Genomic DNA, 12578 nt, shown 5'->3' on the forward strand with positions numbered 1-12578 from the left:
AGTGTTAGATCGGCATCTTCATAACATCTTCATAAGCCGTGACCAGACGGTTGCGTACCTGGGTCATTGCCTGAAACGAAACTGAGGCTTTCTGCGCCTGAATCATCACCTGGGGCAGGTCTACCGAGGGGTCACCCTTCTCGTAGGCCGTGCGCAGACGGGATGCTTCAGACTGATGTTCGTTAACCTTGTCCACAGCGCTTTTGAGCAGATCGGCAAAGCCGCTGCTGTCGGCCTTGCTGATCCCGGACACCTGATTCAGCTCCGGTGCCTGCACGGGCGCCACGCCCTGCTGCATCTCCTGCCGAATCGTCCGCATCTGCGACAGCAGGCTGTTGATATCAGCACGTTCAATCATGCTATACCTCTCCTGTGCGGCAATATTTTGACATTATAGAGCCTGTCCTAACCTCATCAAGCCGGATAGTACACAAACCGACAATAGATTGACGATATGTCGGAAAAAGGCTCCTGCCCTGTGATGCAAGCAAAAAACGGGCCATACGGCCCGTTCTCTCAATTCAATATACAGGATTTGCCGCTCAGTAGATATTTTTCGGCGTTTCACCGTACTTCAGACGGACATACATCAAGGCAACCGTGATCGCATCACCCAACGCAGTATGTCGTTCAAGGATGGGGATATCCAATTTGCCGGCAATGGTATCGAAGCGCAGGTCCACGTCGCCACCGACATGCTTCCACTTGATGATGTCGTGGTAGACGTGGGACAGCTCAACCGCCTTGTTGGGCAGACCGAACCCCAGCTGGGGACGCAGAAACTTGTCCAGCACACGCACATCAAAGTTGACGTAATAGCCCAGAATGGGTCGGTTGCCGACAAACTCCAGCACCTGTTTCAACGCATCCTCAAGCTCGATACCATCAACCAGATCCTGCGCCCTGAGCTTGTGAATCTTGATGGAATCACCACTGAGACTGGCCGGCGGCTTGAGCTTGATATCCAGACGATCACTGGTAATGACCTTGCGGCCCTTAATCCGTACTGCACCGATCGACAGAATCTCGGCCTTTTTCACATCCAGACTGGTGGTTTCACAATCCAGGGATACGACCTCGTCACCCTTGTAAGGTTCGAACAGCTCCGCCCAGGGCCCTTCCCGATGCTCCTTGCGTTCCTTATAGCGCCTTATCGAGCGCGGAATGATCATCTGTATCAGCCTCCGAGGTGGTAGCGTGTTGCCAGGTGCTTCTTGAATCCCTTCACGACATGAAGAGCGTCGCGCAGCAGGTCACGTTCAAGCTTGTTTAATTGCTGCAGGTCGATCTGGTTAGGCGTGGGGTCCAGGCCATCTTCCTGCTCCTCCGCCCGACGGATCTGCTGACGCAGGCGCAGCTGGATAAACAGGGCCAGCGCCTCGGACAGATCACTGCCATGTTCGGCCTGCATGACCTTCTGCTCCACCAGCGTTTCAATGCGCTGAAAAGTATTGGTCTTGAGAATACGGTGCTCCAGTGCCAGGGTGCGCACGCCATGCACAATCGGGAAGATGCCGCCTTTTTTGATATCCAGCTGCCCCTTGTCCTTGAGGTTGCCGAAAAAGGTCAGTGGCGTATCAAACTCCACCGCCGCACGGGCAAAGTGGGAGAAGAACACATCATTGTTACGCAGGTGACGCAGGAACCAGTTGCGCGCCACCTTGAACAGGGCCTCATTGCCCGCTACAGGCTTTGCATCCACGGCAATGGCCAGGTTCATCTGAGCATTGCCTTCACAGGTGTCGGCCCAGTCACTCAGGTGCTGGGTCCAGTCCCCCACGGAGTTCACCCACTCCGGGTTGGATACCATGATATTGCCCGGGCAGGGTGGAAAACCGAACGAAATCAGGTTCTCGCTGAACCGGTTCAGGGTCTCCTGCATGCCGGGCCAGACCAGGTTTTCGCGGTAGATAAGGGCGTTATCCTGGTCGGTTTTCATGATCTGCTCACCACGCCCCTCCGACCCCATCACGATCAAACACACATGAGGCTGCATGTCTGCCGGAATAATCAGATCGAACAGCTTGGAAATAATACGGCCGTTCATGGCCGCCAGCAGATCCATGGTGAAGCGGATCTTCACTCCGGCGGAAATCAGCGCCTTGATCAGCTCGTTCAGGCCCTGAGCCGCTTCGCGCAATTGCTCGATGGTACCGGCGCGCTCGATACGCAAACCGATCACATGGGAATGGCTGGAGAAATAACTCAGTACATCGGTCAGCTCAACAACCCCGACCATGGACTGGCCATCCATTACCACGACCCTTTCAATCTGCTGCTGGGTCATCATGACCAGTGCATTGAACAGGTAATCTTCGTGATCGATAGTGATCAGACGGAAACTGGCCACATCGATGATATCGGTATCCAGCGGTTTCTCATTGATCACCACGGCATCCAGCAGGTCGGTGCCGGTCACCATGCCGTAACGGCCGCCTCGGCGTGCCAGCAGACAGTCGGACTTGTGCTGACGCATCAGCTCGGTCGCCTGCTTGATGCTGGTTCCCTGCTCCACCACCAGCGGCTCACGCACAGTGGCATCCGTGATGCGAGCCAGCATGAACTCGGCCATGTCCTGGTTGCCGCCGTGTTGCGCGACAATCTCTCTTTTTACCGCCAGGTTCTGCTGGAAGTAATCAGCAAACTGGGCATTGCTGGCGATCAGGTCCAGCAGAGTCCTCGTGGGCAGGATATGGCAGATGGTTTCTTCGTCCGCCACAAAGTTGTGAATGGCAGTGCCACGCACCGCTGACCAGCCACCAAAGTAATCTTCATTCTCGTAGTGAACAAAAATGTGCTGGCCACCACCCTCTTCACCCTTATCAGCCGCCTCGCTTTCGCTAACCCGGCCCTTGAGGATGATAAACAGCCCTTCGGGCTTTTCACCCGCTGTAATGATCGCTTCGCCCTGCTGGAAGTATCCGATATCCAGATTCTTGCCCAGCATCGCCTGTTCGTCCTCATTCAGCAGGCTGAAGGGGATGTTATCCATGTTAAATGCATCTGGCATCCGTCGTCTCCTCACCCGGTTATTGCATCAGAGAGTACCGGGGGCATCACGCCCCCGGCTGATCCGTATCAGGCTCAGTGTGCATGCGCCTGGGCAGCACCCCGGGGGATACGAATGTCCTCGATGATGGACTGGATTTCCTCCGGCGGCTCCGGCGTCATGGACGCCACCAGCATCGCCACCACAAAGTTCAACAGCATGCCGACAGTACCGAAGCCTTCCGGCGAAATACCAAACAGCCACTGATCAGGCGTGCCGCCCATGAACTTGAAGTAAATAATATAGGCCATGGTGGACCCCAGCCCCACCAGCATGCCGCTGACGGCACCCTGAGTGTTCATGCGGGTGCTGAAGATACCCAGCACGATGGCAGGAAATACCGAGGAAGCCGCCAAACCAAAGGCCAGTGCGACCACCTGCGCCACAAACCCGGGCGGATTGATCCCGAAGTAGCCGGCAATGATGATGGCCACAATGGCCGCCAGGCGAGCGTACGTCAGCTCCTGCTTGTCGGTGATATTCGGGTTGATGCTTTTCTTCATCAGGTCATGCGAAATCGAGGTCGAAATTACCAGCAGCAGACCTGCTGCAGTCGACAAAGCTGCGGCCACGGCACCCGCCGCCACCAGCGCAATCACCCAATCCGGCAGGTTGGCAATTTCCGGGTTCGCCAACACCATGATGTCACGATCAACATACACCTCATTGGCACTGCTGGAGGCGTTTTCGGTCAAACGCTCGCCGTAATCACCACGCGAATCGATAAAGGCCGGTTTACCACCGTCAAACGCGGCACCTGCCTGGTATTGCACCTTGCCATCGCCGTTCTTGTCGGCCCAGGCAATCAGACCCGAGGACTCCCAGTTTTTGAACCAGCTGGGCATCTGGGTGTATTCAACACCGGCATTGTCAGGACCATTGATGGTTTCGATCAGGTTCACACGACCAAAGCCCGCTACCGCCGGCACAGTGGTATAAAGGATGGCGATGAAGATCAGCGCCCAGCCAGCGGAGATACGTGCATCCTTTACGCGCGGCACGGTGAAGAAGCGCACGATAACGTGAGGTAGGCCCGCCGTACCGCACATCAGTGCAGCGGTCATGAAGAACATATCGATGGTGGTCTTGTTGCCCTGGGTGTACTGGTCAAACCCAAGCTCTGACGAGAGCTCGTTCAGGGTCACCAGAACCGAACGCCCATCTTCAAGCGTCGCCCCCAGACCAATCTGAGGCAGGAAGTGACCGGTCACCTGCATGGACAGGAAGAAAGCCGGCACCATAAAGGCCATGATCAGCACACAGTACTGCGCCACCTGGGTGTAGGTGATGCCTTTCATGCCGCCCAAAACAGCATAGAAGAACACGATCACCATACCAACGATAACCCCGGTATTGATATCAACGTGCAGATAGCGAGAGAACACGATGCCGACACCGCGCATCTGCCCGGCGACATAGGTAAAGGAAATAACGATGGTGCAGATAACGGCGATATAGCGCGCCGTTTTGGAGTAGTAGCGGTCACCTACGAAGTCGGGCACCGTAAACTTGCCGAACTTGCGCAGGTACGGTGCCAGCAACATCGCCAGCAATACGTAGCCGCCGGTCCAGCCCATCAGATAGGCGGCCCCATCGCGACCAATGAAAGAGACAATCCCCGCCAGGGAGATAAAAGAGGCCGCAGACATCCAGTCCGCAGCGGTTGCCATGCCGTTAGCAACAGGCGGCACACCACCCCCGGCAACATAGAATTCAGTTGTAGACCCGGCACGGGCCCAGATCGCAATGCCGATATAGAGGGCAAAAGAGCCACCTATAAACATGTAGGTCAGCAAATCGAGACTCATCACTCAGCTTCCTTGACTTGGTGATTGTTATTCGTGGACGTCGTATTTTTCGTCGAGGCGGTTCATGCTGAACACATAGGCCCAGATCAAACCGATAAAGACATAAATTGCGCCCTGCTGGGCGAACCAGAAGCCAAGCGGGAAGCCGAAGAATTGAATCTGGTCGAGCGCATCCACAAATAGAATGCCGCAGCCGTAGGAGACCGCAAACCAGATCACCATATAGGTGAAGATAATACGCAGGTTTTCGCGCCAGTAAGCGCGCGCGCTGTCCGGTTGGGAAGACATAACACCATCCTGTTGTTTTTATTTAAGGTGAGGTTCACCTTTGAATCTAACAAACAGGACAGGGTAAATATGCCCCGACTTTAGTCGGAGCATTACGTGTAAAAACAGGTGTTTAACAAGGATTGTAAATACTTAGCGACACGCCATCTGATAAAGCGGAGCCGCTTGCACGACTTCACGCAAACTGCCGGCCACCATATCCTTTTGCTCATTCAGCTCGACCATCTCGCCCTTTTCACAGTTGAGCAGATGAACACTGTGTTCAACATGATCGGTATAGCTGCGCTCAAAGCGGTAAAGCACCAGCTGCGCCAGAGTGCCATCGTCCGTGACCTGGTGCGCCACACTGTTGCGATCCAGCACAGTGAAGGTATCGGTCATCGGAAACAGGAAAGTCCAGGGGCGCCAGATCATGCTGTTGGCTTCGTAGGAGACAACCACTGAGCCTTCCGGCAGCTGGCTGGTCTTGAACTCGAACCAGGTATATTCGTTGTAGATCGAATACCCCAGCATTCCTAGACCGGCGGCAGCCGGCACAATCCATTTGGGCAGTTTCTTACGGCTCAGAGAACGCAGGATCAGAGCGATACCTGCAGCACCCAGGCCGGCAAAAACAGTGGCAACCAGATTCCAGACCATACTTCTACTTCCTGAAAAAAGTCGGGCTTCCAGTTGGAAGCCCGAGGAGGTTCAACACGTGACAGTCAGACTGTCTGTTGAGTCATTATGACTTAGTGGTCAACGGCAGAGCCAGCACCTTTCGGGTAGCGCACGCTTTCCACCAGCTCCTGAATCTCAACCGGCGGCTCTTCAGTTGCATTGGAGACAACGAAGGCCACTGTGAAGTTGATGATCGCACCGATAGCACCGAAGGACAGCGGAGAGATACCCAGGATCCAGTTATCCACGGTGTCCGGCAGGTTGGCAGTACCCGGGATGAAGAACCAGCCCTTGTACATGAAGATGTACACCAGGGTAGTGATCAGACCGGCCAGCATGCCTGCGATAGCGCCCTTGTTGTTCACGCGCTTGGAGAAGATACCCATCATCAGTACCGGGAAGATGGAAGCAGCCGCGATACCGAAGGCCAGTGCCACCACCTGGGCCGCAAAGCCTGGCGGGTTCATACCCAGGTAGGTTGCCACTACGATCGCCACGGTCATGGATGCACGTGCCGCCATGAGCTCGCCTTTCTCGGAGATATCCGGGTTGATGGAGTTCTTGATCAAGTCATGACTTACCGCAGAGGAGATTGCCAGCAACAGACCTGCCGCAGTGGACAGTGCCGCCGCCAGACCACCGGCTGCGATCAGACCGATAACCCAGCCCGGCAGCTGTGCGATCTCGGGGTTCGCCAGTACCAGGATGTCGCGGTTGTAGGTCAGCTCGTTGCCTTCCCAGCCCTTGTCGGACATGTCGGCTTTATCGTTGTAGAACTGGATACGACCGTCATTGTTCTTGTCTTCGATGGTGATCAGCTTGGTTTCTTCCCAAGTTTTCATCCATTCCGGACGCTCATCGATCTGGATTGACGGAGCATCAGTACCGTTCGGGTAGACAGTGTCGATCAGGTTCATGCGAGCCATGGACGCAACCGCCGGAGCAGTCAGGTACAGCAGCGCGATGAAGATCAGCGCCCAACCGGCAGACCAGCGCGCATCAGCCACCTTCGGTACAGTGAAGAAGCGGATGATAACGTGCGGCAGACCAGCAGTACCGATCATCAGCGTCAGGGTGAACAGCACCATGTTCAGCTTGTTCGGCACATCAGCGGTGTAAGCTGCAAAGCCCAGCTCCTGAACCACCTGGTCCAGTTTCGCCAGCAGCGGCATACCGGATGCAGTGTGATCACCGAACAGGCCCAGGGCCGGGATCGGGTTACCGGTCAGCTCCATGGAGATGAAGATAGCCGGGATGGTGTAAGCCACGATCAGTACGCAGTACTGAGCCACCTGAGTGTAGGTGATGCCCTTCATGCCGCCGAGTACGGCGTAGAAGAATACAACCACGGACGCGATAACCAGACCAGTGTCCTTGTCCACTTCCAGGAAGCGGGAGAAGGCGATACCGGCACCAGCCATCTGGCCGATAACGTAGGTAGTAGAGGCAACGATCAGACAGGCCACAGCGACCAAACGCGCCGGCTTGCTGTAGAAGCGATCGCCGATGAAGTCAGGTACGGTGAACTTGCCGAACTTACGCAGGTAAGGCGCCAGCAGCATCGCCAGCAGCACGTAACCACCGGTCCAGCCCATCAGGAAGGTAGAGTTGGCATAACCACCGGCGGCAATCAGCCCCGCCATGGAAATAAAGGACGCTGCAGACATCCAGTCAGCAGCCGTTGCCATACCGTTAGCAACCGGGTGTACACCCCCGCCTGCTACGTAGAACTCTTTGGTGGAACCCGCACGGGCCCAGATTGCGATGCCGAAGTAGAGAGCGAAGGACGCGCCTACGAACAGCAGGTTGATATAAAACTGATCCATCGATTACTCCTCCAGTCCCATCTCTGCATCAAGCTTGTTCATGCGCCAGGCGTAGAAGAAGATGATACCGATGAAGGTCAGAATTGAGCCCTGCTGAGCAAACCAGAAGCCCAGATCGGTGCCGCCGACTGAAATGCCGGACAGCAGAGGACGGAACAGGATGCCGCAGCCGTAGGACACGAATGCCCAGACGACCAGGCTACCTAGGATCAGACGTAGGTTCGTCGACCAATAGAGAGCAGCTTTGGATTTATCATCTGCCATGGTGTTTCTCCGTTTTCTTGTTATTGGAGCCGGGAAGATACGGGATGATCTTGCATAAAGAACCGAAGCAAGAAAAGCCCCGACTTTAGTAGAACTCAAAGGTTCAACTTTCTGATAAAACAAAATAAACATTATTAATCAACAAGTTACATAATGGCGTCAAAAACATGACCCAGCTCATGTAATACAATAGTCAAGTACCGTTCATGATTTTAAACGGCCACTTTCGACTAAAGATGTATACTGTGATGCCGGACTTTTCAGCGGTACACTCTATATCTGTCCCAACACTGATATGAGAGCCTTCTTATGCTGTCTGGCTGGTCCATCATTCTGATCTCACTGGCTTACCTGGGTCTGCTGTTTGCCATCGCCTATTTCGGTGACAAAAGCAGTGCCGGCAAGCAATGGGCCAGCAACCCGGTGGTCTATTCGCTGTCACTGGCCGTGTACTGCTCCAGCTGGACCTTCTATGGCGCCGTGGGCCGTGCTGCCTCCACCGGCTGGGAGTTTCTGGCCACCTATCTGGGGCCTGCAATCGTATTCATGCTGGCGATCCAGGTGATCGAAAAAGTCTTTCTGGTCAGCAAGCAGCAGAACATCACCACCATTGCCGACTTTATCTCCTCGCGTTACGGCAAGAGTCAGGGACTGGCGGTTCTGGTCACCATCATTGCCGTTATGGGCACCATTCCCTATATCGCGCTGCAGCTGAAAGCTGTTGCCATCAGTTACAACGCTCTGGCACCCGGCGCCACCGAAGCCATGAGTAACGGCAGCGATACGGCGCTGTTCGTGGCACTGGTGATGGCAGTATTCGCCATCCTGTTCGGTACCCGCCATATCGATGCCACCGAGCACCATGAAGGGCTGGTATTGGCCGTGGCCTTTGAATCCCTGATCAAGCTGACAGCCTTTGTCGGTGTGGGCCTGTTTGTGGTCTTTGGCCTGTTTGACGGGGTCGAGGAAGTGACCAACCAGGTTATCGCCCAGCTGCGCCACAACGAGAACTTTGATACTGCCCTTAGCAGCGGCTTTCTGACCGAGATCGTACTGGCCTGCGCTGCCGCTATCTGTCTGCCGCGCCAGTTCCACGTCAGCATCGTGGAAAACACTCGTCAGCGTAACCTGCTGACCGCACGCTGGCTGTTTCCCACGTATCTGCTGTTGATGGCACTGTTTGTACTGCCCATCGCCACCGGCGGTATTACCTACTTCAGCAACACCGGTGTTGATGCCGACACCTATGTCCTGATGCTGCCTCTGGCCACAGGCTCTGAGCACCTGGCGACGCTGGCCTTTATCGGTGGCTTGTCGGCGGCCACCAGCATGGTGATTGTGGCCAGTATTACCTTGGCCACCATGGTATGTAACGACATCATCATGCCCCTGCTGTTCCGTATCTCCTGGCTGCACCTGTCCCAATCGAAGGATCTGGGCGCCCTGCTGCTGCGGGTACGACGCATCACCATCATCTGCCTGCTGCTGATGGGCTATTTCTACTACCGCATTCTGGGTGAACAGGGTCCACTGGCCTCCTTTGGCTTGCTGGCATTTGTCGCGGCCATCCAGTTCCTGCCCGCCATTCTGGGCGGAATCTACTGGAAAGGCGGTACCCGCCACGGGGTGCTGGCGGGTCTGATGGCCGGTTTCCTGCTTTGGCTCTACACCCTGGTGCTGCCCACACTGAACTCGGCCCGCCTGATCCCCTATGAATGGCTGCCGCAGTTGACCGGCAACGAAGGCTGGCTCAGTCCCACCGGCCTGATGGGTATTGACGGTATGGACCCGCTTACCCACGGGGTGGTCTGGAGCCTGGGCGTAAACCTGCTGCTGTTTGTGATCGTCTCGCGGCTGGCGACGCCGCGTCTGGTCGACCGCATTCAGGCCAGCGCCTTCGTCAACATCACCGCCAAGGGCATCACCGACCCTTCCCGTCACCTCGGGCAGGTGACCGTCGGTGATCTGCAGATGCTGAGCGAGCGCTTCCTCGGCATGAGCCGTACACGACAGGCATTCAGCACCTTTGGTCAGCAGCGTGGTGAAGGCCCACCCATGGCGGCGGAAAAAGCCACACCCGAACTGATTCAGTACACCGAGCGCCTGCTGGCCGGTGCCATTGGTGCATCCTCTGCCCGCATCGTGATGGACTCCACCCTGCGCGGCAAGGAAATGGAAATTGGTGACGTGGTCACCATTGTGGACGAGGCGTCTCAGGCGTTGCGCTTCAACCGCTCACTCCTGCAATCCACCATCGAGAACATCAGCCTGGGCATCAGCGTGGTAGACCAGCAGATGCGGCTGGTGGCCTGGAACCAGCGCTATGTGGATATGTTCAACTACCCTGAAGGACTAATCTGTATCGGCCGCCCCATTGAGGAAGTGTTCCGCTATAACGCCATCAAGGGTGAGTACGGCCTCGGCGATGTGGAGCAACAGGTGCGCATGCGCCTGGACACCATCAGCTCCGGCGATCCGCACTCCTACGAACGCTTCCGACCCGATGGCACCGTGCTGGAAGTTCGCGGCAACCCCATGCCCAACGGCGGTTACGTCAACACCTACATGGATATCACCGAGCACAAGCGCATTGAAGAAGCGCTGCGTGAGAGTGAGCAAAATATCCGCATCTACACCGATAACGTGCCGGTGCTGATCGGCTACCTGGACCCGGACAAGCGTTTCCTGTTTATCAACAAGGCCTATGCCGATGCCTTTGGCCTGGACCGGCACAACATTGCCGGCATGTCGGCGCTGGAAGCCCTGCCGGAAGAGGAGTATCTGCACAGGCGTCAATATATTGACAAGGTGTTGCGTGGCGAGCGACAGCGCTTTGAAACCCGCCTGCCGACTCATGATGGCAGTGTTCGTTTTGCCGAGGTGACCTATATCCCGCATATCGGCGAATACGGCGATGTGCTGGGCTACTTCACCCTGTATCAGGACATCACCGAGCGCCGCAAGGCCGAGCAGGCCCTGCAGGAGACCAACGAGAACCTGGAGCAACGTGTGCGCGAACGCACCCATGCCCTGTCCGTTGTAAACAAGGAGCTGCGCAAGGAGAACACCATCCGTGCCCTGATGGAGGACGAACTGCGTCAGGCCAAATCGGATGCGGAGGCCGCCAACTTCGGCAAGACCCGCTTCCTCGCAGCAGCCAGCCACGACCTGCTGCAGCCCTTGAACGCGGCCCGCCTGTTTACCTCGGCACTGGCTCAGCAGAGCCACAGCGACGAAACCAGCCAGTTGGTGGAGAACCTGGACGGCTCGCTTAAGGCTGCCGAAGAGCTGATCACCGCGATTCTGGATATTTCCAAGCTGGATGCCGGCGCACTTGAGCCGACACTGACCCACTTCTCGCTGGAAGGCCTGTTCCAGACTCTGAACACCGAGTTCAGCGCACTGGCACGGGAGAAAGGCCTCAAATTTGATACCGTCGACTGCAAACAGGTGGTGTACTCCGACCAGCCGCTGCTGCGCCGTATCATGCAGAATTTCCTATCCAACGCCATGCGCTATACCGCCCAGGGCCGCGTTCTTATGGGCGCCCGCCGTGTGGGGCGTCAGCTGCGTCTGGAAGTCTGGGATACCGGTGTCGGTATACCCGAGGACAAACTGCGCGAAGTGTTCGAGGAGTTCAAGCGCATCGACAACCCCAAACACAGTCAGGTGAAAGGCCTGGGGCTGGGCCTGGCCATCACCGACCGTATCGCCCGCATGCTGGGGCACCAGCTCCATGTGCGCTCCTGGCCCGGGCAGGGTACGGTGTTCAGTATCACTCTGCCGCTGGGTGACCCCGCTCTGGCACAGAAATCACGCCCTGAAAAACGTGGCTGGATTCGCAGTAAAGGCCTCAACGGCGTGCGTGTGCTGGTGATCGATAACGAGCCGAAGATTCTGGAAGGCATGGGTGCCCTGCTCAAGGGCTGGTCCTGTGAAGTGGCGGTCGCGCTGTCTGCCGATGATGCTCTGGAAGAACTGGAAAGCCTTGGCTGGACACCGGATATCATCCTGGCCGACTACCATCTGGGTGAAACCGATACCGGGATCATGGCGCTGCAACAGCTGGCCAGCCTGCCGGGGCAGACAGAAGGCGCCGAATACTTCAGCCCGGCCATAGTGATTACGGCTGACCGTACCGATGAAGTCAGAGACGAGATTAGTGCTGCCGGTGCACAGCTGCTAACGAAGCCGGTCAAGCCCGCTGCACTTAGAGCGATGATCAACAAGATCATGGCGAACCTGAAAGCGGGACGGGAGTAATCAGGAGGGTTTTAGAGTCGCTCTGTTGCCGAGGTATTCGTGCGCAGAGCGCACTCCCACAGTTTTACCTGAGCTCTAGCAGCTTGAGCACTGCTGTAGTGCAATAATGCTGTGGGGAGTTTAGCAGCGGGATACAGCCATGTAGCCTGAAGTTCGCGCACGGAGTGCGCTTATATGGATCCGCCCGGGTTGCAAGCCTTTGACCAGTAGATAGAGATTGCATGCTTATATCCGGCCTGTCATCGGGGCGTATCCACCCCTGGCCATTATGAGATATGCACTTGCTGTCCTGATCTCCCACTCGGCTTCTATGAGCCATGCGCGCTCAAAGGCTTCAGCAAGTCGATCTTATCTGTGGTGTCCTAAGGCTCTGCGCAACTCTGGTGATGAGTACCTGTTACATTACTGAGTATTAATATG

General features: G+C 56.2%; 9 protein-coding genes. 1 reads left to right on the top strand and 8 read right to left on the bottom strand.

The features are described 5' to 3' along the window. Positions 1-4 precede the first annotated feature (4 nt). The 8 genes from fliE to O3C79_RS18295 form a co-directional block, all read right to left on the bottom strand. Positions 5-358: a flagellar hook-basal body complex protein FliE gene (gene fliE / locus O3C79_RS18260; RefSeq protein ID WP_010325314.1), complete on the bottom strand. Its 354-nt coding sequence runs from the start codon at positions 356-358 to the stop codon at positions 5-7. A 184-nt stretch (positions 359-542) separates the two neighbouring features. Next, positions 543-1172, bottom strand: coding sequence for a 3'-5' exonuclease (locus O3C79_RS18265; protein ID WP_010325313.1), 630 nt, complete (start codon positions 1170-1172; stop codon positions 543-545). 5 nt (positions 1173-1177) lie between these two features. After that, positions 1178-3010: a putative nucleotidyltransferase substrate binding domain-containing protein gene (locus O3C79_RS18270; protein ID WP_494384245.1), complete on the bottom strand. Its 1833-nt coding sequence runs from the start codon at positions 3008-3010 to the stop codon at positions 1178-1180. Positions 3011-3084: 74 nt separating this feature from the next. Beyond that, positions 3085-4857 carry a sodium:solute symporter family protein gene (locus tag O3C79_RS18275; protein ID WP_010325311.1) on the bottom strand — a complete coding sequence of 591 codons (1773 nt, stop codon included), beginning with the start codon at positions 4855-4857 and terminating at the stop codon, positions 3085-3087. A 27-nt stretch (positions 4858-4884) separates the two neighbouring features. Further along, positions 4885-5145, bottom strand: coding sequence for a DUF4212 domain-containing protein (locus O3C79_RS18280; protein ID WP_010325310.1), 261 nt, complete (start codon positions 5143-5145; stop codon positions 4885-4887). A 132-nt stretch (positions 5146-5277) separates the two neighbouring features. After that, positions 5278-5784, bottom strand: a complete 507-nt coding sequence (locus O3C79_RS18285) for a hypothetical protein (RefSeq protein ID WP_494384246.1) — start codon at positions 5782-5784, stop codon at positions 5278-5280. Between the two features lie 92 nt (positions 5785-5876). Beyond that, complete coding sequence (locus O3C79_RS18290) at positions 5877-7631, bottom strand: sodium:solute symporter family protein (RefSeq protein WP_076465765.1); 1755 nt, start codon at positions 7629-7631, stop codon at positions 5877-5879. A 3-nt stretch (positions 7632-7634) separates the two neighbouring features. Further along, complete coding sequence (locus O3C79_RS18295) at positions 7635-7895, bottom strand: DUF4212 domain-containing protein (protein ID WP_494384247.1); 261 nt, start codon at positions 7893-7895, stop codon at positions 7635-7637. Positions 7896-8204: 309 nt separating this feature from the next. Here O3C79_RS18295 and O3C79_RS18300 point away from each other — a divergent pair, with 309 nt between their 5' ends. Further along, positions 8205-12158 (top strand): hybrid sensor histidine kinase/response regulator, encoded by a 3954-nt coding sequence (locus tag O3C79_RS18300; RefSeq protein WP_494384248.1) that lies wholly within the window; start codon positions 8205-8207, stop codon positions 12156-12158. Positions 12159-12578: the final 420 nt, after the last annotated feature.

Source organism: Marinobacterium sp. NO-S09 (genome assembly GCF_059179545.1).

Excerpts from the sequence above, each read along its gene's own strand:
- O3C79_RS18290 (WP_076465765.1), bottom strand. The coding sequence starts at position 7,631 with ATGGATCAGTTTTATATCAACCTGCTGTTCGTAGGCGCGTCCTTCGCT.
- O3C79_RS18275 (WP_010325311.1), bottom strand. The coding sequence starts at position 4,857 with ATGAGTCTCGATTTGCTGACCTACATGTTTATAGGTGGCTCTTTTGCC.
- O3C79_RS18280 (WP_010325310.1), bottom strand. The coding sequence starts at position 5,145 with ATGTCTTCCCAACCGGACAGCGCGCGCGCTTACTGGCGCGAAAACCTG.
- O3C79_RS18295 (WP_494384247.1), bottom strand. The coding sequence starts at position 7,895 with ATGGCAGATGATAAATCCAAAGCTGCTCTCTATTGGTCGACGAACCTA.
- O3C79_RS18285 (WP_494384246.1), bottom strand. The coding sequence starts at position 5,784 with ATGGTCTGGAATCTGGTTGCCACTGTTTTTGCCGGCCTGGGTGCTGCA.
- O3C79_RS18300 (WP_494384248.1), top strand. The coding sequence starts at position 8,205 with ATGCTGTCTGGCTGGTCCATCATTCTGATCTCACTGGCTTACCTGGGT.
- O3C79_RS18265 (WP_010325313.1), bottom strand. The coding sequence starts at position 1,172 with ATGATCATTCCGCGCTCGATAAGGCGCTATAAGGAACGCAAGGAGCAT.
- O3C79_RS18270 (WP_494384245.1), bottom strand. The coding sequence starts at position 3,010 with ATGCCAGATGCATTTAACATGGATAACATCCCCTTCAGCCTGCTGAAT.
- fliE (WP_010325314.1), bottom strand. The coding sequence starts at position 358 with ATGATTGAACGTGCTGATATCAACAGCCTGCTGTCGCAGATGCGGACG.